General features: G+C 72.5%; 21 protein-coding genes and 1 tRNA gene. 12 read left to right on the plus strand and 10 right to left on the minus strand.

What is annotated here, in order from left to right:
• From cysD to ACZ4XJ_RS34745, 3 genes are read right to left on the minus strand one after another with little or no spacing between them, the layout of a single operon-like run.
• On the minus strand, positions 1-870 hold the full coding sequence (gene cysD / locus ACZ4XJ_RS34735; protein WP_468498594.1) for a sulfate adenylyltransferase subunit CysD: 870 nt from the start codon (positions 868-870) through the stop codon (positions 1-3).
• 53 nt (positions 871-923) lie between these two features.
• Entirely contained in the window at positions 924-1,469 is a 546-nt protein-coding gene (gene cysC, locus ACZ4XJ_RS34740) for an adenylyl-sulfate kinase (protein ID WP_468498556.1), read from the minus strand.
• A 38-nt stretch (positions 1,470-1,507) separates the two neighbouring features.
• Complete coding sequence (locus ACZ4XJ_RS34745) at positions 1,508-2,209, minus strand: phosphoadenylyl-sulfate reductase (protein WP_468498557.1); 702 nt, start codon at positions 2,207-2,209, stop codon at positions 1,508-1,510.
• A gap of 355 nt (positions 2,210-2,564) precedes the next feature.
• Between ACZ4XJ_RS34745 and ACZ4XJ_RS34750 the strand changes: the two genes are divergently transcribed.
• Genes ACZ4XJ_RS34750 through ACZ4XJ_RS34760 form a run of 3 tightly spaced genes read left to right on the plus strand, consistent with a single transcriptional unit; the run spans position 2,565 to position 7,245 of the window.
• Entirely contained in the window at positions 2,565-4,310 is a 1,746-nt protein-coding gene (locus tag ACZ4XJ_RS34750; RefSeq protein WP_468498558.1) for a hypothetical protein, read from the plus strand.
• A complete protein-coding gene (locus tag ACZ4XJ_RS34755; protein WP_468498559.1) occupies positions 4,307-5,494 on the plus strand; it encodes a hypothetical protein in 1,188 nt (395 codons plus the stop codon). The genes ACZ4XJ_RS34750 and ACZ4XJ_RS34755 overlap by 4 nt, the downstream gene beginning before the upstream one ends.
• Before the next feature lie 53 nt (positions 5,495-5,547).
• Positions 5,548-7,245 (plus strand): nitrite/sulfite reductase, encoded by a 1,698-nt coding sequence (locus ACZ4XJ_RS34760; RefSeq protein ID WP_468498560.1) that lies wholly within the window; start codon positions 5,548-5,550, stop codon positions 7,243-7,245.
• A 163-nt stretch (positions 7,246-7,408) separates the two neighbouring features.
• Here ACZ4XJ_RS34760 and ACZ4XJ_RS34765 read toward each other — a convergent pair whose 3' ends face one another.
• Complete coding sequence (locus ACZ4XJ_RS34765) at positions 7,409-8,809, minus strand: pyridoxal phosphate-dependent decarboxylase family protein (protein ID WP_468498561.1); 1,401 nt, start codon at positions 8,807-8,809, stop codon at positions 7,409-7,411.
• A gap of 161 nt (positions 8,810-8,970) precedes the next feature.
• Here ACZ4XJ_RS34765 and ACZ4XJ_RS34770 point away from each other — a divergent pair, with 161 nt between their 5' ends.
• Positions 8,971-9,327 (plus strand): nuclear transport factor 2 family protein, encoded by a 357-nt coding sequence (locus ACZ4XJ_RS34770; RefSeq protein WP_362881110.1) that lies wholly within the window; start codon positions 8,971-8,973, stop codon positions 9,325-9,327.
• 111 nt (positions 9,328-9,438) lie between these two features.
• Here ACZ4XJ_RS34770 and ACZ4XJ_RS34775 read toward each other — a convergent pair whose 3' ends face one another.
• Positions 9,439-9,819, minus strand: coding sequence for a cupin domain-containing protein (locus ACZ4XJ_RS34775; protein ID WP_281207571.1), 381 nt, complete (start codon positions 9,817-9,819; stop codon positions 9,439-9,441).
• 157 nt (positions 9,820-9,976) lie between these two features.
• Here ACZ4XJ_RS34775 and ACZ4XJ_RS34780 point away from each other — a divergent pair.
• From ACZ4XJ_RS34780 to ACZ4XJ_RS34790, 3 genes are all read left to right on the plus strand, one after another.
• Positions 9,977-10,066 (plus strand) — tRNA-OTHER (locus ACZ4XJ_RS34780).
• 239 nt (positions 10,067-10,305) lie between these two features.
• On the plus strand, positions 10,306-11,397 hold the full coding sequence (locus ACZ4XJ_RS34785) for an iron-containing redox enzyme family protein (protein ID WP_384004959.1): 1,092 nt from the start codon (positions 10,306-10,308) through the stop codon (positions 11,395-11,397).
• 5 nt (positions 11,398-11,402) lie between these two features.
• A complete protein-coding gene (locus ACZ4XJ_RS34790; RefSeq protein ID WP_468498562.1) occupies positions 11,403-12,110 on the plus strand; it encodes a hypothetical protein in 708 nt (235 codons plus the stop codon).
• A gap of 133 nt (positions 12,111-12,243) precedes the next feature.
• On the opposite strand, the gene ACZ4XJ_RS34795 is transcribed toward ACZ4XJ_RS34790, so the two are convergent.
• Both ACZ4XJ_RS34795 and ACZ4XJ_RS34800 read right to left on the minus strand, forming a co-directional pair.
• Entirely contained in the window at positions 12,244-12,534 is a 291-nt protein-coding gene (locus tag ACZ4XJ_RS34795; RefSeq protein ID WP_468498563.1) for a hypothetical protein, read from the minus strand.
• A gap of 14 nt (positions 12,535-12,548) precedes the next feature.
• The gene (locus ACZ4XJ_RS34800; protein WP_468498564.1) at positions 12,549-13,562 is read right to left on the minus strand and encodes a bifunctional lysylphosphatidylglycerol flippase/synthetase MprF; all 1,014 of its coding nucleotides are present in this window, start codon (positions 13,560-13,562) and stop codon (positions 12,549-12,551) included.
• Between the two features lie 249 nt (positions 13,563-13,811).
• Between ACZ4XJ_RS34800 and ACZ4XJ_RS34805 the strand changes: the two genes are divergently transcribed.
• The 5 genes from ACZ4XJ_RS34805 to serS all read left to right on the plus strand — a co-directional run bounded on the left by ACZ4XJ_RS34805 (position 13,812) and on the right by serS (position 18,560).
• Entirely contained in the window at positions 13,812-14,966 is a 1,155-nt protein-coding gene (locus ACZ4XJ_RS34805; RefSeq protein WP_468498565.1) for an acyl-CoA dehydrogenase family protein, read from the plus strand.
• 56 nt (positions 14,967-15,022) lie between these two features.
• The gene (locus ACZ4XJ_RS34810; protein WP_362881100.1) at positions 15,023-15,550 is read left to right on the plus strand and encodes a hypothetical protein; all 528 of its coding nucleotides are present in this window, start codon (positions 15,023-15,025) and stop codon (positions 15,548-15,550) included.
• Positions 15,547-16,161: a flavin reductase family protein gene (locus ACZ4XJ_RS34815; protein ID WP_362881098.1), complete on the plus strand. Its 615-nt coding sequence runs from the start codon at positions 15,547-15,549 to the stop codon at positions 16,159-16,161. Before ACZ4XJ_RS34810 ends, ACZ4XJ_RS34815 begins: the two co-directional genes overlap by 4 nt.
• Positions 16,158-17,141 carry a ferritin family protein gene (locus ACZ4XJ_RS34820; protein ID WP_468498566.1) on the plus strand — a complete coding sequence of 328 codons (984 nt, stop codon included), beginning with the start codon at positions 16,158-16,160 and terminating at the stop codon, positions 17,139-17,141. The genes ACZ4XJ_RS34815 and ACZ4XJ_RS34820 overlap by 4 nt, the downstream gene beginning before the upstream one ends.
• A gap of 111 nt (positions 17,142-17,252) precedes the next feature.
• On the plus strand, positions 17,253-18,560 hold the full coding sequence (serS, locus tag ACZ4XJ_RS34825; protein WP_468498567.1) for a serine--tRNA ligase: 1,308 nt from the start codon (positions 17,253-17,255) through the stop codon (positions 18,558-18,560).
• On the opposite strand, the gene ACZ4XJ_RS34830 is transcribed toward serS, so the two are convergent.
• The 3 genes from ACZ4XJ_RS34830 to ACZ4XJ_RS34840 are packed head-to-tail and all read right to left on the minus strand — an operon-like array spanning position 18,544 to position 21,035.
• The gene (locus ACZ4XJ_RS34830; protein ID WP_468498568.1) at positions 18,544-19,290 is read right to left on the minus strand and encodes a 4'-phosphopantetheinyl transferase family protein; all 747 of its coding nucleotides are present in this window, start codon (positions 19,288-19,290) and stop codon (positions 18,544-18,546) included. The two genes, serS and ACZ4XJ_RS34830, sit on opposite strands and share 17 nt — an antisense overlap.
• Positions 19,291-19,344: 54 nt before the next feature.
• A complete protein-coding gene (locus ACZ4XJ_RS34835; RefSeq protein ID WP_468498569.1) occupies positions 19,345-20,397 on the minus strand; it encodes a C45 family autoproteolytic acyltransferase/hydolase in 1,053 nt (350 codons plus the stop codon).
• Positions 20,394-21,035 carry a GNAT family N-acetyltransferase gene (locus tag ACZ4XJ_RS34840; protein ID WP_468498570.1) on the minus strand — a complete coding sequence of 214 codons (642 nt, stop codon included), beginning with the start codon at positions 21,033-21,035 and terminating at the stop codon, positions 20,394-20,396. The genes ACZ4XJ_RS34835 and ACZ4XJ_RS34840 overlap by 4 nt, the downstream gene beginning before the upstream one ends.
• Between the last annotated feature and the right edge of the window lie 3 nt (positions 21,036-21,038).

Genomic DNA, 21,038 nt, shown 5'->3' on the forward strand with positions numbered 1-21,038 from the left:
CTAGAAGTACCCTTCGCGCTTGCGGTCTTCCATCGCGGCTTCGGACATCTTGTCGTCGGCGCGGGTGGCGCCCCGCTCGGTGAGGCGGGAGACGGCGACCTCGGCGATCACGGCGTCGAGGGTGGCGGCGTCGGAGTCGACGGCGCCGGTGCAGGACATGTCACCGACGGTGCGGTAGCGGATGAGGCGCTTCTCGGGCGTCTCGTGTTCCTTGGGGCCGCCCCATTCGCCGGCGGTGAGCCACATGCCGTTGCGGGAGAACACCTCGCGTTCGTGGGCGAAGTAGATGTCGGGGAGTTCGATGTCCTCGCGGGCGATGTACTGCCACACGTCGAGCTCGGTCCAGTTGGAGAGGGGGAAGACGCGGACGTGTTCGCCGGGGGCGTGGCGGCCGTTGTAGAGCTGCCACAGTTCGGGGCGTTGGCGGCGGGGGTCCCACTGGGAGAACTCGTCGCGCAGGGAGAAGACGCGTTCCTTGGCGCGGGCCTTCTCCTCGTCGCGGCGTCCGCCGCCGAACACGGCGTCGAACCTCAGTTGTTGGATGGCCTCGGTGAGGGGGAGGGTCTGCAGCGGGTTGCGGGTGCCGTCGGGGCGTTCGCGGAGCTTGCCGGCGTCGATGTAGTCCTGGACGGAGGCGACGTGCAGGCGCAGTCCGTGCTGTTCGACGGTGCGGTCGCGGTACTCCAGGACCTCGGGGAAGTTGTGCCCGGTGTCGACGTGCAGGAGCGTGAACGGCACCGGCGCCGGCGCGAACGCCTTCAACGCCAGGTGCAGCATGACGATGGAGTCCTTGCCGCCGGAGAACAGGATCACCGGCTTCTCGAACTCGCCCGCGACCTCACGGAAGATGTGCACGGCCTCGGACTCCATCGAGTCCAAGTGGCTGAGGTCCCGCACGGGCTGGTGCAGGGGAACGACGGTGGTCACACGAGGCCCCTCTGGTCGAGCAGCGCGAGCAGCGCCGCTACGGATTCTTGGACGGTCTGCGTGTGCGACTCGATACGGAGGTCCGGGGATTCCGGGGCCTCGTACGGGTCGTCGACCCCGGTCAGACCGGAGATCTCGCCCGCCGCCTGCTTGGCGTACAGGCCCTTCACGTCACGTACGGAGCACACCTCGACCGGGGTGGCCACGTGGACCTCCAGGTACGCGGTGCCCTCGACGGCGTGCCGCTTGCGGACGGCCTCGCGGCTGTCCGCGAACGGCGCGATCACCGGTACCAGCGCCTTCACGCCGTTGCTCGCCAGGAGTTCGGCGACGAAGCCGATCCGCCGCACGTTGGTGTGCCGGTCCTCGCGGGAGAAACCCAGGCCGGCGGAGAGGAACTCACGGATCTCGTCACCGTCGAGGACCTCCACCCGGTGACCCTCGTCGCGCAGCCGCTCGGCCAACGCGCAGGCGATGGTGGTCTTCCCCGCGCTGGGCAGCCCGGTCAGCCACACGGTGGCGCCCTGGTCGCTCACGCTCATCGGTCTCGTCTCCGTCGGGTCGTGGCCGGTCGTCTTCATCAGCCGTGCAGTCCGCACTCGGTCTTGCCGCGACCGGCCCAGCGGCCCGCCCGCGGGTCCTCGCCCGCCGCGACCGGCCGCGTACAGGGGGCGCAGCCGACCGACGCGTAGCCGTCCATCAGCAGGGGGTTGGTGAGGACGCCGTGCTCGGCGACGTAGGCCTCCACGTCCGCCTGCGTCCAGCGGGCGATCGGCGAGACCTTGACCTTGCGCCGCTTCTCGTCCCACCCGACCACCGGCGTGTTCGCCCGGGTCGGGGACTCGTCGCGCCGCAACCCCGTCGCCCACGCCGCGTAGCCGGTCAGGCCCTCCTCGAGGGGCTCGACCTTCCGCAGCGCGCAGCACAGGTCCGGATCCCGGTCGTGAAGCCTCGGGCCGTACTCGGCGTCCTGCTCGGCGACGCTCCGCCGCGGGGTGAACGTGATGACGTTGACGTCCATCACCGCCTCCACCGCGTCCCGCGTCCCGATGGTCTCCTCGAAGTGGTAACCCGTGTCCAGGAACACCACGTCCACGCCCGGCAGGACGCCCGAGGCGAGATGGGCGACGACCGCGTCCTCCATCGAGGACGTCACACAGAATTTCCTCCCGAAGGTATCGGCCGCCCAGCGCAATATTTCCTGCGGGGAAGCATTTTCGAGTTCCCGGCCCGCCCGTTCGGCCAGCGTGGTGAGATCTCCGTCGGCGTGCGTCGTCGCCATCGGCGGCTCCTTGATGAAAAGGGGAACGCGGCGAGCGGACATAAATCGCTCCGCCGAGATTAGCAATCCCGGCACATAATTCACTGACGGTCCGCTGATCAGCGGCATTTTCCACCCGAACTGGGCGTTGACCAGCGGTTTCGCCTCGTTCAGGGTTTTTGTGGAGCGCGGTCAGCGCGCGGTAAGTCCGGCGTCAGCGGACCGCCAGCACCCCTGTGCCATAGTGGGCCGGAAATTGCACAGAATGCCGTGCCGGCCGGCGGGTCAGGAATTTCCGTTGACCGAAACCGAATCAGCCATCGACCGGCCGGATTACGCATTCCGGCCGCTACCCCCGGAGAGGGCACGCGGAGAAATGAGCCTGCAAGGACTGCGCCGAGGAAGGCTGATACGCCGCCTCGCACTCTGTCTGTCGGCGGTGGGACTGACCGCTTCCATGCTCACCGGAGCGGAACCCGCCGCCGCCGGCACGCCCGAGACCTGGACGTCCAGCTTCCAGGGCAGCGACGGCGTCACCTACACGGCGACGAACCACCTCGTGTCGGCCTCCAAGGGGCCGGGCCGGCAGTGGATGCTCGTCTGGTCGGGTCCGGCGAAGCAGCCGGCGCCCGACTTCCTCGCCGTCATCGACGCGACCCCGGGCTCCCCGTCGTACGGCAAGGTCGCCAACACCGTCACCGTCGGCCCGAACAACGGCAACGAGCCGCACCACATGCAGTACGTGTGGCACAAGGGCGACCGGATCTATGCCGGCGGCATCATGAGCGACACGACGTTCGTCTTCGACGCGAAGGCGTTGCCCGCGCTGACCATCGCCGGGGTCAACACGACCGTCGACACCCCGTGCGGCACGCTGCCCGACGCCTACCAGGTGCTGAGCGACGGCACCGCGTACGGGACGTACATGGGCGGTCCGAACGTGACCGGCCCCTGCACCTACACCAACGGCGAGGTGCGCGTCGGCAACGGCGCCGCCGGGTCGCCCGGTGAGATCGTCCGGATCGGCCAGGACGGCAGGACCCTCGCGGAGATCCCGGCGGCGACCGCGGGCGGCGAGGACCCCGCGCAGTGCGGGAACGTCCCGGCGCTGCCCGCCGCGAGCTGCGCGAACCCGCACGGCATCGCCGTCCGCGAGGACCTGAACGTGATGGTGGCCAGCGACTTCGCCGAGGCCCGCAACTTCATGACGCCCGATTCGGAACTGCGGGAGAACCTGGCCCGTCAGACCGTCCGCGTCTTCGACATCGCCGACCGGAACAACCCGACGCTGCGTTCGGTGTCGAAGGTCGCCGACGGTCCGCGCGGGGCGCAGGAGCCGCGGGCGTTCTTCCGCGAGTCGCGGGTGGTCATGGAGACCGCGCTGACCAACCGGCCCGGGCACAAGGGCGCGTTCGTGTCGTCGATGGCCGGCGGCGCCGTGTTCTACACCCCGGACATCACCGCGCCCGCCCCGCAGTGGAAGGAGGTCTTCGACGACACGACGGCCTACCGGAGCTTCCGGCGCGACCCCGGCGTCACCGGCAGCGGCGACAACGCGAGCTGGCTGGCCGTCAGCCCCGACGACCGGTTCCTCTTCCACACGGTGATGGGCCAGTCGGTGCCGTACGGCAAGCCGCTGGACGAGACCACGGGCATGATCTACGTCCTGGACATCCAGAAGCTGCTCGCCGCCGGTACGCGCGCCACGTGCTCGATCGACGACCTGAACGAGGCCGCGCGCGGCGGTCGTGAGCGGGACTGCCCGGAGCTGGTCAGCACCGTACCGATCCGTGACGTGAGTGCGGGCGGCCCGCACTGGGGCGCGATGGACAACTTCAAGCGGGGTGGGGACGGCGTGTACCGCGAGACGCAGAACGTCAGCCGCATCGCGGTGGCCAACTACTTCGTCGCCGGCTCGTTCGGTGGCGGCGGCGACCACCGGGTGTGCATGTTCGACCTGGACCGGCGCGGCAACGTGAGCCTCGACCGGTCGTTCCGCGACGAGCACACCGGCAAGCCGTGCGTCGGCTTCAACCGGGCCTCCTGGCCGCACGGCGACTTCGGCGACAGCCAGCCGCACGGCGTGTTGTTCGTCGTCAGCGACGGCGTCGTACGACGGTGAGCGCGGTCCTCCTGGCGGCGGTCGTCCTGACCGCCGCCCTGGCGCTGGGCGTCCTGCTGCTGCGGCGCGGTCTGCTGCGGCGGCGCCGGAGCGTGTCGGCGTACTTCGCCGCGGCCGTGGCCTGCACGGTGCTGGCCGGGGTCGCGGCGGGACCGGCGCTGCCGCGCGGCGGGCCCGCCCGGGCGCTGGGCGGGCCGTTGCTCGGTTCGCTCGGGCTGGGCGGCAAGCAGGTGCCGGTGTTGGTGGTGCCGAACCGGCCGGGCTTCAACCTGGTCGGCGTCGCGGCCGACGAGGCCTCGGCGGGCACCGACCGGGGCCGGCTCGCCCGGGGCGGGCAGCGGCCCGGCTCCGCGCTGACCTGGGTCCCGGTGGAGCTGCCGGCGGGGCCGGGGCAGGTGTGGGTGTCCTCGGGCGGGACCGTCGCCGCGCTGGCGGTGGACACCGGTCGGGCCCCGGCCGACGCCGCGGACGCGGTGCCCGCCGCGCTGCGCGGTGACGACGGCCCCGAGTGCGCGAGCGCCGCCGCCGGGGCGCTGCTCGGCGGGGACCCGAGGCCGCCGGCGACCTGCCCCGCCGACGGGCTCGCCCCGACGGACGCGGCCGCGCTGCGCGGGACGGTCGCGTTCCTCGCCGGACGCGGGGCCCGTTCGCTCGGCCTCGTGGAGGACGCCTCGCCGCGCGGGCGGGCCGCCGCCGCCGAGGTACGGGCGGCGGCGGGCCGGGCGGGCATCGCCGTGGGCGCGCCGGATTCGAACCGGCAGCCGCTGGTGGTGACCTCCGGCTGGGCGGGCGCGGACGCGGCCGTACGGGACGTGGAGGCGGGCCGCACCTTCGCCGAGGGCACCTACCTGGCGCCCTGGCTGTTCACCGCGCCGCTGCTCTCGCCGAGCGCCGGCCAGCTCATCCCGCTGCGGTACGCGCCGAACAGCCCGGCCGCGGTGGAGTACCTGAAGGCGCTCGGCGCCCGCCTCCCGGGCGACGCGCCCACGTCCGCCGGGTACGACGCCTGGCGTCGGGCCCGCGGCACGACCGCTCCGGCACCCGCCACGCTGTACGCCACGGCCGTGCTGTACGTCCCCGGCAGCGGTGGGCCCGGCGCCGCCGGCGGCCATCACCACGCGGAGGCGACGAGTTGGTTGCCGAGCGGGATGGTCGTCCCGGTCGCGGGCCTCGGCACGACCTGAGCCGGCCGGACGCCGGATCCCCCCTCCCCCAGCCCACCCAGGAGCACGGACAGATGACGGAAACCGCCGCGCCGCCGGTCCGGACCGCACGGACCGCTCGTCCCGCCGCCAAGCGACCCGAGGGCCAGTGGGCGCTGGGCGAGCGCGAACCGCTCAACGCGAACGAGGAGTTCAAGCAGGTCGAGGATCCGCTGCTGGTGCGCGAGCGCATCGAGCGGGTGTACGCCCGTGAGGGCTTCGCCAGCATCGACCCGGACGACTTGCGGGGTCGGATGCGCTGGTGGGGGCTGTACACGCAGCGCAAGCCGGGCATCGACGGCGGTCGGACGGGCTCGTTGGCGCCGGAGGAGTTGGAGGACGAGCACTTCATGATGCGGGTGCGCAGCGACGGCGGCACCCTGGACCTCGCGCAGCTGCGGGCGATCGCCGACGTGTCGACGCGCTACGCCCGCGACACCGCGGACATCACCGACCGGCAGAACATCCAGTTGCACTGGGTGCGGATCGAGGACGTGCCGGCGATCTGGCGGCGGTTGGAAGAGGTCGGGTTGTCCACGACGGAGGCGTGCGGGGACTGTCCCCGGGTCATCGTCGGCAGTCCGGTGGCGGGGGTGGGCGCGGCGGAGGTGCTGGACGCGACGCCTGCGGTGCGGGAGATCGCCGCCCGGTACATCGGGGACCCGTCGCTGTCGAACCTGCCGCGCAAGTACAAGTCGGCGGTGTCCTGGCTGCCGGACATCCCGTACGAGATCAACGACCTGGCGTTCCTGGGCGCCGTGCACCCGGAGCACGGTCCGGGCTTCGGCATGTGGGTGGGCGGCGGGCTGTCGACGGTGCCGATCCTGGCGCAGCACGTCGGGGTGTGGGTCCCGTTGGCGGACGTCCCGGACGTGTGGGTGGCGGTGGCGCGGCTGTTCCGTGACCACGGCTACCGGCGGTTGCGGGGGCGGGCCCGGCTCAAGTTCCTGATCGCGGACTGGGGCGTGGCGGAGTTCCGTCGGGTGCTGGAGGAGGACTACCTGGGTCGGCCGTTGTCGGACGGGCCGCTGCCGGAGCTCCCGGCGGCGCCGATCGACCACATCGGGGTGCATCCGCAGCACGACGGGCTGTCGTACGTGGGTGCGGCGCCGGTCGTGGGCCGGTTGTCGGGGACGAAGCTGGCGGCGCTGGCCGACCTGGCGCGGGCGCACGGCAGCGGCCGGGTGCGGCTGACCCCGTACCAGAAGCTGTTGGTGCTGGACGTGGCCGATCCGGAGCCGCTGGTGGAGGAGTTGCGGGGCATCGGGTTGGAGGCGCGGCCGTCGTCGTGGCGGCGGAACACGATGGCCTGTACCGGGATCGAGTACTGCAAGTTGGCGATCGTGGAGACGAAGGAGCGGGCGGCGACGCTGGTCGCGGAGTTGGAGAAGCGGCTGGCGGGCGAGGACGTGGGGTTGAGCGTGAACGTCAACGGCTGCCCGAACTCGTGCGCGCGTACGCAGGTCGCCGACATCGGTCTCAAGGGACAGCTGGTGGCCGACGAGGACGTTCGGCAGGTCGAGGGCTTCCAGGTGCACCTGGGCGGCAGCCTGACGCTGGCCGCGGACCAGGAGGGTGCCTTCGGCAGGAAGCTGCGCGGGCTGAAGACGACCGCGGCGGACCTGCCGGACTACGTGGAACGGCTGGCGCGCGGTTATCTGGCCGGCCGGACGGACCCGTCGGAGCCCTTCGCGACGTGGGTCGCGCGCTGCGCCGAGGAGGACCTGAGGTAGCGCCCGGGGACACGCACCCGCACCGGGGCGGCCCGGCGGAATCCCTCCGCCGGGCCGCCCCGGTGTGCGCGTACGCCGGCCCCCGCGAACGCCACGGGCCGGGCCCGCGGTGGCGGGCCCGGCCCGGGCCGGGGGGTTGGTCTCGAAGGGTGGGGCGGTCCCGTCAGGGCGCGGGGAGTTCGGCGGCGAGGGCTTCGCGGATGACCTCGACGCTGCGGTCCACGTCCTCCTCGGTGGTGCGCCAGTTGACGACGGACACCCGCATCGCGGCCCGGCCCTCCCACACGGTGCCGCCGAACCAGCAGACGCCGCCGCGCTGGATGCGGGCGATGACGGCGCGGGTGACCTCGTCGTCGTCGCCGAAGCGGACCAGCAGCTGGTTCAGGACGACGTCGTTGAGGAGCTCGACGCCGGGCACCCCGGTCAGCCGTTCGGCGAACCGGTGGGTGTGGGAGCAGCAGCGTTCGACGAGGTCGGCGACGCCGGAGCGGCCCAGGGAGCGCAGCGCGGCCCAGACGGGCAGGCTGCGGGCGCGCCGGGAGAAGTCGGGGACCCATTCGATGGCGTCGCGTTCGCCGTCGGTGCCGGGCGGCAGGTAGCCGGCGCGTTCGTTGAGCATGGCCGCGCGGTGTGCCTCCGGGTGGGCGATGACGACGATGCCGCAGTCGTAGGGGACGTTGAGCCACTTGTGGGCGTCGAGCGCCCAGGAGTCGGCGCGTTCCACGCCCGCGACGAGGGGCCGCAGGCGGGGGCTGGCCGCGGCCCACAGGCCGAAGGCGCCGTCGACGTGGACCCAGGCGCCGTGCCGGTGCGCGATGTCGCAGATCTCGCCGACGGGGTCGACGGCTCCGGAGTTGACGTCGCCGATCTGCGCGCAGACGATGACCGGTCCGTCGAGGCCCGCGAGGGTGCGTTCCAGTTCGGCGGGGACCATCCGGCCCTTGTCGTCGACGGGGACGTTGCGGATGCGTGCCGTGCCGAAGCCGAGGTAGCGGGCGGCGAGGTCGATGGTCATGTGGTGCTGGGCGCCGGCGACGATGGCGATGTCCGGTGCGCCGCCCAGGCCGTCGCGTTCGACGTCCCAGCCCGCTTCCGCGAGGAGTTTGTGGCGGGCGGCGGCGAGGGAGGTCAGGTGGGCCATGGTGCAGCCGGTGGGGAAGCCGACGGAGGCGTGTGCGGGCAGGCCCAGGAGTTCCAGGACCCATTGCGCGGCGACGTCCTCGGCGACGGCGATGGCCGGGGAGAGGTTGTACAGGCTGGCGGTCTGGTCCCAGGCGGAGACGAGCCAGTCGGTGGCGATGGCCACGGGCAGGGTGCCGCCGGTGACGTAGCCGAAGTAGCGGGGGCCGTTGGCGGCCGGGATGCCGCCCTCGGCGACGGCCCGGCCGAGGAGCTCGATGGTGTCGGTGGCCTCGGCCGGTCCGCCGGGCAGCGGGCCACCGAACATTTTCAGCAATTGTTCGGAGCCGGCAGTGGCACCCACCGGCCGATCGGCGAGACCCGTCAGGTATTCGATGGCCTGCTGATAGGCCAATGCGAGAGGCGCACTGTCTGCTGTGGTCATACTACGAACGTAGGCGGCGGGTACTGACGTGCGACTGACTCAAATGGCCGGAACATCCGGTTACTTGGACCGGACGGCCCGTTGGACTGTATTACTTTCCTAGCGACCCGTTCCGACCGGCGGGTCGCACCGCGCCGAGCCATGAGACATGAGGAGTCCCGATGTCCGACGAGCAGACACGCAAGGTTATCGACCAGTTCAACCAGGCATTCCAGCAGCACGACCCGGGCCTGTTGAAGGACCTCCTCGCCGAGAACTGCCGGCTGGAGAACTCCGGACCCGCCCCGGACGGTTCGAAGCACGTCGGATACGACGAATGTCTCCGGTTCTGGTCCTCGATCGCGTCGAACGCGCAGGCCACGTTCGAGGTGGAGGAGGTCTGGGTGGCGGGTGAGCGCGCGGTCTGCCGCTGGACGCTGCGCTGGGGCACCGGCCCGTCGGACTTCGTCCGCGGCGTCAACGTGACCCGGCTGGAGAACGGTCTGATCGCCGAGAGCTTCGGCTACGTCAAGGGCTGATCCCGGGGCGGAACAGGAACGCGTACGGGCCTCAACCGAAAGGGGGACCCGGGCCGATCGGCCCGGGTCCCCCTTTTCCCGTTGTGCCGGCGCCGTCGCGGGCGCGCCCGTTCAGTCGAGCTGCGAGACGATCATCACGCAGTCCTGGAGGGCCTTGGTCGCGTGCCCCTTGCCCTGGGTGTCCTCGACGAGCTGGGTGTTGCCCGGGGTGAAGGTCCGCCAGGTGCCGTCACTGACCCCGCACTCCAGAAGACCGCTGATCAGGGTCATGATCTGGCGGCGCGGCGCGGGGTGGAAGTCGCCCACGTACCCGGCCGGCAGGAAGAGGTAGACGGCCTGCTTGGCCGGCACGCCCTCGGAGACGAAGATCGGCGGCGCGGGCGGGGCGAAATTGACGGCGGTCACCTCCAGCGTTTCGTCGATGAAATGCGATTCGCCGTTCTCGTCGTTGTAGAGACGCGATACGGCGATTTTTGCGGTCTCGGCGCTCACGGGAACTCCCGGGGTATCTGGTGAAGTGGCTCGATCGCCCTTCACTATCCCAGCGGTCACTGATGGGCCCCTGACCGTCCCCCGAATTCGGGTCTCAGAAATCCATCAGCGGCGTGTCAGCGACGGCGTGCCAAGCTGAGTGCAGAGAAAGGCCGTTGGAGAGGTTCCCAAAGCGGCCGAATGGGGTCCGGTGGGTTTGCCCGCCGGACGGGCTCTGCCCACGCAGGTTCGAATCCTGCCCTCTCCGCAGGTGCTCATCCCAGGCACGCGCATCCCGATCCGAACCAAGGGGTGCGCGTGTCTTTGGCATGAGGGGCCCCCGCCGCACCGGCCCGGGCCCCCTCCGGCGCCCCTCCCGTCCCGGACTCGCGGAGCGAGGACGTGTATCCAGCCGATCCGCCCGCGGGTCCGCGTCGACGGATCCGATTCCCTCACCACCCCCGCGCGACCCGACCAGGCGTCGTTTCCCGAGCGACCTTGAGAGACATGGAGACGCAGTTGCCCAGCACCGACAACCACACCGGTCCCGCGATCCGCAGGACCGACGCCGCAGCGCTCGTCGAGGAGGTCTCGTCCTGGCTGACCGTGGACGCCGACGAGATCGACGCCAAGTTCCTCGGCGAACGGGGCCGCGTCGTGGATGCGGTCACCCGGATGAACGCCGCCGCGGTGGCCGGCCCCGACCGGGACGACGCCCACTACCAGCAACAACTCCTGCTGTCGCGGATCTACCAGACGGTGATGCAGATACCGTCGCGGCCCACCGCCGAGGGCTCCGTCCTGCTCCACGAGGTCACCCGCCTGCTGGAGCACGCCACCCTCACCACCGAGGACGCCCACCTGGAACCCGGGCTGCTGGAGTCCGCGCCGACCGAACCCAAGCAGTTCCTGTCCTGGCTCAAGGGCCTCGTCCGCAAGCACCGCGCCTTCAAGCACCCCTACTACACCGACTTCATCAACCGGGAGGCGCGCAGCGAGGACCTGCGCACGTACGTCATCCAGGAGTCGCTGATCGACGGCCGCTTCGACGACTTCCTCGCGATGATGCAGATCGGCACGGCCGGCGCGAGCAAGATGGAGATCGCCGGCAACTACTGGGACGAGATGGGCAACGGCGACCCCGAGGCCGTGCACACCCACCTCTTCAACAAGATCTACGAGGTCTTCGACGTCCGTGCCGAGGACCTCGAAGCCGCCATGACCACCACCGACCTCCACTCGGGCAACCTCGCGGTGCTGCTCTGCCGTTACCGGCACCTCTACCCGGAGGCGGTCGGCTTCCTCGGGATGACGGAGTGGCTGGCCCCCGACCGGTTCCGCAACGTCGTCCGCGCCTGGGAGCGGCTCGGGCTGCCCGAGGTCGGCATCACCTACCACCGGCTGCACATCACCATCGACTCGCAGCACGCGGCGGGCTGGTTCCACAACGTGGTCATCCCGAGCGCCGACACCCCCTACATGCGCCGGGGCATCGCCCGCGGCGCCCTGTGGCGGGCCAACTCCTCCGCCCGCCACCTCGACGAGCGCCTGGAACTGGCGCGGCTGTCCGCCGAGCGCACTCCCGTCGCCGCGGGCTGACGGTCGTGGCGCCGCCGAGCGGGCACGCGCTGCGCGAGCACGGGTTCGCCCTCATGGGGCTGCCGCCCGTGCCCGCGGTGGTCGCCGCCGGCTTCGGGGACCTCCCGCGGCGGCCCCTGCGGCTGCGGATGTCCTGGACGGCCGACGACGACTGGCTGTTCCAGTACGTCCCCGGCGCCGCGCCCGTCGGGGCCGCGAGCCCCGTACGGGACCTCGCGGAGCGGCGGCTCGCGGCGGGGTTGTCGGCCCTGTTGCGCTCCACCCTCAGCGGGCCGTGGCTCGACATCCACGCCGACTGGCTGATCGACCTGCACCGGGTCCGCACCGTCGCCCCCGCCGGGGAGGCGGTGCGGGTGGAGCCGCCCGGGCCGCGACCGGCCGGTTGCGCGTTCGGCCTGGTGGCGGTGGTCGGCCGCGAGGGTACGGGGAGCCTGCGCTCCCGGCTGTACGGTCCCGGGCGCGTCGGGCCGCTCGTGGAGGCGGCCCCCGCGCCCGGGCAGGGGATCCTGCTGGACCGGCGGGCCGTCGTCGACGACCGGCACGAGCTGCTGGCCGGGGCCGGCGGTCCGGTGGTCCAGGACCTCCTGGTCGCGCACCTCTCCGGCGCCTCCGGTCAGGTGGAGGCGGCGCCCGGCCCGGCCCTGCGGCGGCGCCCGATGCTGGTGCGCGGGCCGACGGGCACCGTGGTGCACACCCGGCCGGCCCTGCGCTGAGACCGGTCCGGCCCCGGGCGGGGCGGCGGGGCTCCCCCACCGCCCCGCCTTCCGCGCGCCCCGGGTCCGGTCACGGCCGCGCCCCCGTACGACAATCCGTACGGGGACGCGGGCGGGGAGGAGGTACGGGGTCTCAGGACGCGGCGGCTCCTTCCCGCAGCAGGGCGTCGAGGCGGGCGAGGCCCTCGTCGCTCGCGCGGGCCGCCGCCAGGTCGTCGGGGTCGGCCGCGCAGGCCTGGAACTGCTCGACGACGAGCAGGCCCTGGGCCCGGATCTCCTCGTCGGCGGGCGAGGTCGGAGACGTCGGGGTCGGAGACGTCGGGGACGTCGGGGACGTCGGGGACGTCGGGGACGTCGGGGACGTCGGGGACGTCGGGGACGTCGGGGACGTCGGGGACGTCGGGGACGTCGGGGTCGGGTGCATCGGGGGCCTGCCTCTCAGACCGCGTTGCAGGCGCGGAAGACGTGGACCAGCGCGGGCAGGCTGGCCCGGTGCTGGAAGGCGATGTACTCCGGCAGCACCGCGGAGGGCGCCCACTTCTGCTTGTACTCCAGCTGCGTGCGCGCCGGGTAGATGTGCGCGCCGTGCTCCCACAGGTGCCGCATGAACCAGTGGAAGCCCTGGCTGTGGCCCGGGAACTGGGGGGCCGTCAGCGAGGTGAAGGGGGTGAAGCCGAAGTGCAGCCAGCGGGTGCCCTCGTCGGTGAACACGTCGATGGCCGCCTTGTTCAGGGCCTCCATCACCCCGGGCGGGGAGTCGGGCTGCCGCCGGCTCAGGTCGTGCATCCAGCCGGGCTTCGGCCCGTAGACGGGCGCGTAGGAGACGTAGCCGATCAGTCGGTCGTCCTGGACGGCGGCGAAGAGCCGGCGCAGCGGCTGGTAGCGGCCGCCGGTCTCGCCGACGAGGAACTCCAGCGGTTTGACGCCCTCGCCCTTGGTGGCGAGCCAGGCGGTGTCGAGCGCGGCGATCCGGTCGGCGTACTCCTCGTACGGGACCTCGCGGATCTCCAGGCCGCTGCGCAGCGCCCGGGAGATCTTGTTGCGGAGCTGCATGAACTTGGTGCCGGCCAGGGTGAAGGTCTCCAGGTCGACGGCGTAGGAGGCTCCCATCTGGTTCACGGTGAAGCCCTGGTCGACGTAGACGTCGGCGTCCGCGCCCTGGAGTTGTACCGACACGATCTCGCGGCCCTGTTCGGCGGCGAAGGCGGTGAAGCCGGCCAGGAGTCGGGCGCGGGGTCCGTCGGGGCCGGCCGGGGCGAAGGGGGCGAAGGGGCCGCCGAACTGCACCAGGTAGCGGCCCACGGGCCGGTGGACGATGATCCCGGGCTCGTCCGGCAGCCGGAAGTAGCTGTTCCCCTCACTGAAGGCGAAATACGCGCTCGGATTTCCGGCGTCCGCGTACTGCCGGATGGCGTCGAGGGCGACATCCGTCTCCAGAATCGTTCCGGTCATTTCAGATCCATTCTCCCGCGAGCACTTCCCCACTTATGGCACGGGTGGCGCGCGTCCACAAGTGCCGGAGGGGTTCCCGGTCAGCCGCCCGTCAGGGACAAGTCAGTTGAAACCGCTGGTCAGATGGGTGTCAGGCCTCAGTCAGACGCTGGATGGAACACTTCTTTCCGAATATTGCCTTTCGGATCGCGGGAAATGTCCCGACCGGTCCGGAGGAGAATTCCGAGAGAGCCCGAGGAGAAAACGCCGATGCGTTCCCTGACGACAGCACGCGGGATCTGCGAGCAATTCCATCCAGGTCTTCTCGACGCGCTGGAGAACCTGCCGCTGACCTCCGCCGACGGTGGGGCGCGGGAGAGCGCGGACAGCCCGGTGCTGGAGCTGTACCGCGAGCACGGCGGTCCGGGGCTGCTCGTGCCGGCCGCGTACGGAGGCGCGGCCGCGGGGCCGTTGGAGGCGGTGCGGGTGCAGCGGGCCGTGGCCGCGGCCTCGCCCTCGTTGGGGGTGGCCTCGACGATGCACCACTTCACGGTGGCGATGCTGTTCCGGCTGGCGGAGGTCACCGACCGGCTCACCCCCAGCCAGCTGAAGGTGATGACGGCGGTGGCCTCGGACGGGCTGCTGCTGGCGTCCGGTTGGGCGGAGGGGCGCACCAGTCAGAACATCCTGGCGCCGTCGGTCGTCGCGGAGCGCACCGCGGGCGGGTACCGGGTCAACGGGTCGAAGAAGCCGTGCAGCCTGTCCCGTTCGATGGACGTGCTGACGGCCAGTGTGGCGGTGACGGACGAGGACGGGCGCTCCGGTCTGGCGCTGATGCTCATTCCGGCGTCCTCGCCGGGCATCACGACCCAACCGTTCTGGGGGACGCCCGTGCTGGCGGCCGCGCAGAGCGACGAGGTCGTGTTCACCGACGTCGACGTGCCGGCCGACCTCGTCATCCACAGCACCCCCGAGGACGCCGACCGGCTCGACGACCTGCAGACGGCCGGGTTCACCTGGTTCGAGCTGCTCGCCACCGCCACCTACGTGGGCGCCGCCTCGGAGCTCGTCGCCCGGGTGGTCGCCGGCGGGCGCGGCACGGCCGACGAGCGGGCGCGGTTGGTGGTCCGGCTCGACGCCGCGGTCGCCCTCGTCGAGGGCGCGGCCCGGGCGCTGGAGGACGGCACCGAGGGCGACGAGGCGGTGGCGGCGGTGCTGACCGCCCGCTACGCCTCGCAGGACCTGCTGGCCTCGGCCGTCGACCAGGCCGTGGAGATGCTCGGCGGGATGGCGTTCATCCGTTCCGCGGACGTGGCGTACCTGGCGGGTGCGGTCCGCGCCCTGGCCTTCCACCCGCCGTCGCGCGCGAGCGTGGCCGCGGAGCTGGCCGACTACTTCGCCGGCAGCCCCCTGCGGCTGTCCTGATCAGCCGCCCCGCCCCGCTGCCCCGATCCGCTGCCCCGTCGGAAAGGACACCCCTGATGGACATCAAGAACCCGGTCGAGTCACCGGTCACGTTCAACCTGCACCGCGCCGAGTACCTGGTCGCCTTCGCCGTGACGATCGGCCTGATCCTGTGGCACTTCACGGACATCCGGTGGTTCGCGGCGATCGGCCTGTTCCTCTACATCGACCTGCTGGGCTACATCCCGGGGGCCATCGCCTACCGGCGCAGCCCGGACGGGCGGATCCACAAGGCGTACTACGTCCTGTACAACACGATGCACAGCCTGCTCAGCGTGGCCCTCGTCGGGGTGCTGTGGATGTGGCTGATCGGACCCGAGTGGGCGCTGTTGGCGCTGCCGTTCCACGTGTTCGGCGACCGGGGCGTCTTCGGCAACTTCCTCAAGCCGTTCGGGTTGCCCTTCGAGCCGGTGCCGACGCCGCTGGTCGACCGGGTGACGGCGATGCTCAAGCGGCGCGCGGCGACCGACGGCCCGGTGCCGCTGCCCTACGAGGAGCAGGCCGCCGCCCCCGGCGCCGCCGCGGCGGTCGGGGCGCACCGGTGAGCCGCTACCCGGCCTGGCTCACGGACCGTTCGGGGACGGCGCCCGCGGAGGGGTACGAGGATCCGGAGGCGGCCCGGCTGGCGTTGCGCCGGTTGGCGTCGGGCGTGACGGTGTTGACCGTCAGCCAGGGCGGGGTCCGGCACGGCACCACGGCGAGCGCGGTGGTGACCCTGTCGCGGGACCCGCTGGTACTGGGGGCCTGCCTGCGGCCCACGTCGACGTTCGCCTCGCTGGTGCGCAGGGCGGGCCGGTTCTCGGTGAACGTGCTGTCCTCGGCGCAGAACGACGTGGCGCGGCGGTTCGCGAACCCGGGACGGCCGCTCGGGGACGCCCAGTTCGAGGGCTTCGACTGGTCCACCGACCCGCTCACGGGCGCTCCGCTGCTCGGCGGGAGCCTGGCCCACATGGCCTGCCGGATCCTCGGCTGGCACCAGGTCGGCGACCACGACATGCTCCTCGCCGAGGTGACGGGCGGCAGCCACACCGTCAACTCCCCCATGCTCAGCTTCGCCGGCCGCATGCACAGCGCCGCCGTCACCCCCGCGGCGTCCTCGGGCGCGTCGCCCGCCGCCGTTCCCACCGTCTCCGTCTCTCCCAGCGAGGTGTCATGACCACCGTTCCGCAGATCCCCGTCGAGGCCGACTGGGACCGAGCGCCCAACCTGCTGGACGGCGCGCAGGAGATGACCCTGACCGCCGACGAGTGCGACCTCGGCTACTGGCTGTCGGCCGTCGCCCAGGGCACCCTGCGCGGGCGGGCCGAGGCCGGTCACGACGCCGTCACCCCCGACCACATGCGCGAGGACGGTCCGCTGCGCCGGGCGCTGGTGCTGGAGCTGGGCAACCGGTCGCTGGCCGAGTCCCGGGCGGTGGAGGTGCTGTCCCACTACGTGATCGGGGCGCCGGGCGTCGTCGAGCAGGAGTTCTTCGCCACGCAGGTCGTCGACGAGGCCCGGCACGCGATGGTCTTCCGCAAGCACCTGGTGGACCTCGGGGTGCCCGCGGCGGGGCTGCTGGACTTCATCAGGGAGCAGGGCGTCGACTACACGCGGCGGGTGTTGAACCCGATCGCCGAGTTCGCGACGAGCGTGGTCCGCGACGAGGGCGACTTCATCGGCGCGGTCGCCGTGTTCACCATCGTCATCGAAGGGGTGCTGGCGCCCGCCGCCGAGCTCAGCGAACGCAAGTGGACGCTCCTGGACCCGGCCGCCGCCGAGATCGCGCGCGGCGCCTCGATCGACGAGATCCGGCACCTGACCGTGGGCAGCTCCATCGTGCGCGAGCACCTGGCGCGCGATCCCTCGTACCGGCCGCGGCTGATCGAGCTGATCCGGCGCGGCCGGCAGCTGTGGGACGAGCTGCCGTCGGAGGAGTTCGTACTGGAACGCGAGGAGCTGTTCCAGGAGGGCATGTTCGCCCACGCCGAGCTGCTGGACGGGTACGAGGTCTTCCCCGGCTGCAAGCTGCTGGAGACCACCCCGAAGCAGCGCTACGACCTCGCCGAGCGGTGGACCGACGACATGGCGGAGGTGCGGCTGCCGTACATGGGCATCCCGGAGGCCGTCGACATCATCCGCAACCACCCGCGGTGAGCCGCTGACGGCGGGCGCCGCCGCGCACGTCACCGCGCCATCGCGCACGTCACCGCGTCACCGCGCACGTCACCGCGCCATCGCGTCACCGACGAGGACCGAGGAGCCGTCATGCACGACCCGCACGCCCTGTTGCAGGACGCGGCCGGGGCCGACCTGGCCCGCCGCGGACACCACCTGGACCGCGCCGCCCTGCGCGAGCTGACCGACCTGCGCTCCCGGCTCATCGCCGAACGCGACAAGCTGCGGGCGGAGCAGAACCGCTCCGCCCGCAGCGGGGTGCGGCCCGACGCGGCCGGGCGCGCCCGGATCCAGGAGGCCAAGGAGCGCCTGCGGTCGGTGTCGGAGGAGCTGGGGGTGGCCCAGGAGTCGCTGGACGCGCTGCTGCTGGCCGTCCCCAACCGGCCCTACCCGGACGTCCCCGACGGCACCGAGCAGGATCCGCCCGTGGTGCGGCGGGTCTTCGGTGAACCTCCGGGCTTCGACTTCACCCCGCGCGACCACGTGGACGTCGGAACCCGGCTCGGCATCCTCGACCCGGTGCGGGCCGCGAAGCTGTCGGGCTCGCGCTTCGCGGTGACCCGGGGCGCGGGGGCCCGGCTGGAGCGGGCGCTGGCGTCGTTCCTGCTGGACCTGCACACCGGGGAGCACGGGTACGTGGAGCACGGCGTGCCGCACCTGGTGAACCGGGAGACGATGACGGGCACCGGGCAGCTGCCGAAGTTCGCCGACGACCTGTTCGCGACGGACGCCGCCGACCGGGAGCTGTTGCTGATCCCGACGGCCGAGGTGCCGCTGGTCAACCTGTACCGCGGGGAGACCCTCCAGGACGCCGAACTCCCCCTGTCACTGACCGCGTTCACGCCCTGCTACCGGGCGGAGGCGGGCTCGTACGGGCGGGACACCCGGGGGCTGGTGCGGCTGCACCAGTTCGAGAAGGTCGAACTGGTACGGATCTGCCATCCCGACCGGTCGCGGGAGGAGCTGGAGCTGCTGGTGGGGCACGCGGAGAGCGCGCTGCGCCGGTTGGGGCTCGCGCACCGGGTGGTGGAACTGCGGGCCGGGGACCTCGGGTTCGCCGCCCGGCGGACGTACGACATCGAGGTGTGGCTGCCGGGCCAGGGCACCTACCGGGAGATCTCCTCGTGCTCCGACTGCGGGGACTTCCAGGGGCGCCGGGCCGGCATCCGGGTCCGCGACCGGGACGGCGGCAAGGCGTTCGCGGCGACGCTGAACGGTTCGGCGCTGCCGATCGGCCGGACCCTCGTCGCGATCCTGGAGCAGTACCAGTGCGCGGACGGCTCGGTGAACGTGCCGCCCGCGCTGGTTCCGTACACGGGTTTCACCGCGATCGCCGCGGACGGCACGGCGGTGCCGGCCGGCCCGGCGGGTACGGGGGCGCTCAGCGGGGCCGCGTGAGCAGGGCCCCCCGAGCACGGTCGCGGTCCCCGTCGAGGCCCCGGTCGCGGTCCCCGTCGCGGTCCCGGTCCGGCCACGGCAGGACCGTGACCGGGGCGAGGTCCCGGGACACGAAGGCGGTCATGGCCCAGGGCGCGTCACGACGGGTCGGGCGGAGTTCGGTCCGGCCGTGCCAGGGGGCGCGGCCGTGGCCGTTGATCCCGCGCAGGGTGACGGCGCCGTCCGGGCCGAAGTCCAGGTCGACCTCGCGGGCGCCGTCGGTGAGGCCCCGGCCGGTGGCCTTGACCGCGGCCTCCAGCAGGGTCCAGGCGTGGAAGAAGGTCTCCGGGGTCGCGCTCGCCGGCACGCCCGGGTAGACGAAGGTGAGCACGTCCAGGTTGGTGGTGGCCGGACGGACCAGTTCCACGTCCACCCCCACCGGCCCGGTCTCGGTGGCCCCGAGCAGCAGCAGCCCGTCGGAGCGGGACCAGCTGATGTGGGTACCGGGTTGGTCGGGCAGGTACGGCTTGCCCGCCGGGTCGTAGTGGATGCGCAGCTCGGACGCGGGGACGCCGAGGCGTTCGGCGAGCAGCCGGCGGACGGTGAGCCGGGCGCGGTAGAAGCGGTGGGCGGCCCGGGCGTGGACGAACTCGGCGCCGCGCCGCAGCTCGTCCTCGGTGAGGCCCTCGGGATAGTGCGCGCTGATGTCGGTGGGGTCCACCCGGTCGAGGTCGACCAGCCATGCGTCCATCGTGCTCCTTCCATGGCTTCCATCGGTACGGTCCTTCGTCGCGGAAGGGGCGGCCTACAGGGAGAACACCTGCGTGGCGGAGAGCGCCGGGTCGCCGGGGCGGACGTGGAGCCGGCCGGCGGCCGGGTGCATGACGACGGCGGCGACGGTGCGTTCCGCCCGGATGTCCCCGCGGTCGGGGACCCGCAGCGGCTCCTTCGCGAGCAGCGCGAAGTGGTCCTCGGCGCCGGCGTCGGCGTTCAGTGCGGCGAGCGCGGCGTCGGCCGCGCGCAGTCGGCGCACCGAGGAGTTCCGGGCGAACACGTTCAGCTCGTCGGCCGGGGCGAAGTCCGGGTGGAGGAAGTGGTTGGTGTGGGCGAGGCCGCCCGGTCCGGCTTCCCGTACGCGCAGTTCCCCGTCGAGGTGTTCGACGTACAGGGCCCGCTCGGGGTCGCACAGCATGAGGGAGCGGGAGCTGGCCAGCGGCAGGTCGGCGAGGATCTTGAGGGCATCGTCGACGCCGCCGGCCCGGTCCAGGAGGTGGCGGATGGCGAGGTACGGGGGGACGCCGGGGCGCCAGGTGCCGCCGAGGACCAGGTTGAGGCCGACGGCCAGGCCGTCGCTGTTGAGGCCGAGGTAGCCGAGGAGCCCGGCGAAGCTGAGGACCAGCGAGCGGCGGGGTGAGCCGGCGCGGGCGGTCTCCAGGACGGCGATGTGGCTGTCGAGGTTCCCGTTGAGGTCGACGGTCTGGGCGAGGACGGGTGCGCCGCCGGCGGTGGTGCGGGCGTAGGTGGTGCAGTCGCCGGCCGTGCGGACCTTGGAGTAGCCCATGATTTCGCGACGGAGCTGGAGCAGCCAGGCCTCGTCCTCGCCGATCCCGGCGCCCTCGGCGAGGCCCGCGACCTCCTCGGCGAGGTCGGGCAGGGCCGCCGCCACCTCCGCCCGGTGGGCGGAGACGGTCGGCAGCAGGTCGGACAGGGTCCGGGGTCGTGCGCCGAGGTGGTTCAGCCGGGCCAGGCCGTCGTCGAGGAAGGCCCGCAGGGGGGCGGCGAGTGCCCGGCCGTGGGCGCGGCCGATGTCGCGGGGGGCGCCGCCGGCCCGTATGAGGGTGATGCCGCCGGCGGTCACGCCGGTACGGCCTTCTTCGGGCCGCGGGCGAGGGCCTCGCGGACGGTCGGCCACTCGGCGCGCAGGACGCTGTAGAAGACGGCGTCGCGGCGGCGGCCGCCCGGCATGAAGTTGTAGCTGCGCAGGGTGCCTTCTTCGGTGGCGCCGATGTTCGCGAGGCCGCGGCGGGCCTGGACGTTGAGGACGTCGGTCTTGAACTCGGCGCGTTCGACACCGAGCACCTCGAAGGCGTGGGTCAGCAGCAGCGCCTTCGCCCAGTGGTTGACGCCGCGGCCGCGGAAGTCCCGGCCGAGCCAGGACCAGCCGATCTCCAACCGGCGGTCGGCCTCCGCCATGTTGCCGAAGCTCATGCTGCCCGCGATGCGGCCGCTCTCCTTGTCGGTGATCACGTACACGGCGCGGCGGCCGGCGGCGTGGTCGGCGAGGTTGACGTCGAAGAAGGACTCGAAGTCGGCCTCGGTCTCGACGGCGGCGACGAAGTAGCGCCAGATGGCCGGGTCCATGGCGACGGCCCGGACGCCCTCGCGGTCGGCCTCGGTGATCGGGGTGAGGCGCACCCGGTCGTTCTCCAGGACGGCGGCGGCGTGGTCGGCCCAGGCGGCGTGGTCGGTCGAGGCGGCGTGGTCGGTCGAGCTCATGGT

Source organism: Streptomyces sp. NPDC029836, from assembly GCF_055574495.1.

Coding starts and splice junctions, on each gene's coding strand:
- ACZ4XJ_RS34810 (WP_362881100.1), top strand. CDS start 15,023: ATGGACATCAAGAACCCGGTCGAGTCACCGGTCACGTTCAACCTGCAC.
- ACZ4XJ_RS34750 (WP_468498558.1), top strand. CDS start 2,565: ATGAGCCTGCAAGGACTGCGCCGAGGAAGGCTGATACGCCGCCTCGCA.
- ACZ4XJ_RS34785 (WP_384004959.1), top strand. CDS start 10,306: ATGGAGACGCAGTTGCCCAGCACCGACAACCACACCGGTCCCGCGATC.
- cysC (WP_468498556.1), bottom strand. CDS start 1,469: ATGAGCGTGAGCGACCAGGGCGCCACCGTGTGGCTGACCGGGCTGCCC.
- cysD (WP_468498594.1), bottom strand. CDS start 870: ATGGAGTCCGAGGCCGTGCACATCTTCCGTGAGGTCGCGGGCGAGTTC.
- ACZ4XJ_RS34760 (WP_468498560.1), top strand. CDS start 5,548: ATGACGGAAACCGCCGCGCCGCCGGTCCGGACCGCACGGACCGCTCGT.
- ACZ4XJ_RS34770 (WP_362881110.1), top strand. CDS start 8,971: ATGTCCGACGAGCAGACACGCAAGGTTATCGACCAGTTCAACCAGGCA.
- ACZ4XJ_RS34820 (WP_468498566.1), top strand. CDS start 16,158: ATGACCACCGTTCCGCAGATCCCCGTCGAGGCCGACTGGGACCGAGCG.
- ACZ4XJ_RS34805 (WP_468498565.1), top strand. CDS start 13,812: ATGCGTTCCCTGACGACAGCACGCGGGATCTGCGAGCAATTCCATCCA.
- ACZ4XJ_RS34840 (WP_468498570.1), bottom strand. CDS start 21,035: ATGAGCTCGACCGACCACGCCGCCTCGACCGACCACGCCGCCTGGGCC.
- ACZ4XJ_RS34830 (WP_468498568.1), bottom strand. CDS start 19,290: ATGGACGCATGGCTGGTCGACCTCGACCGGGTGGACCCCACCGACATC.
- ACZ4XJ_RS34765 (WP_468498561.1), bottom strand. CDS start 8,809: ATGACCACAGCAGACAGTGCGCCTCTCGCATTGGCCTATCAGCAGGCC.
- ACZ4XJ_RS34800 (WP_468498564.1), bottom strand. CDS start 13,562: ATGACCGGAACGATTCTGGAGACGGATGTCGCCCTCGACGCCATCCGG.
- ACZ4XJ_RS34745 (WP_468498557.1), bottom strand. CDS start 2,209: ATGGCGACGACGCACGCCGACGGAGATCTCACCACGCTGGCCGAACGG.
- ACZ4XJ_RS34795 (WP_468498563.1), bottom strand. CDS start 12,534: ATGCACCCGACCCCGACGTCCCCGACGTCCCCGACGTCCCCGACGTCC.
- serS (WP_468498567.1), top strand. CDS start 17,253: ATGCACGACCCGCACGCCCTGTTGCAGGACGCGGCCGGGGCCGACCTG.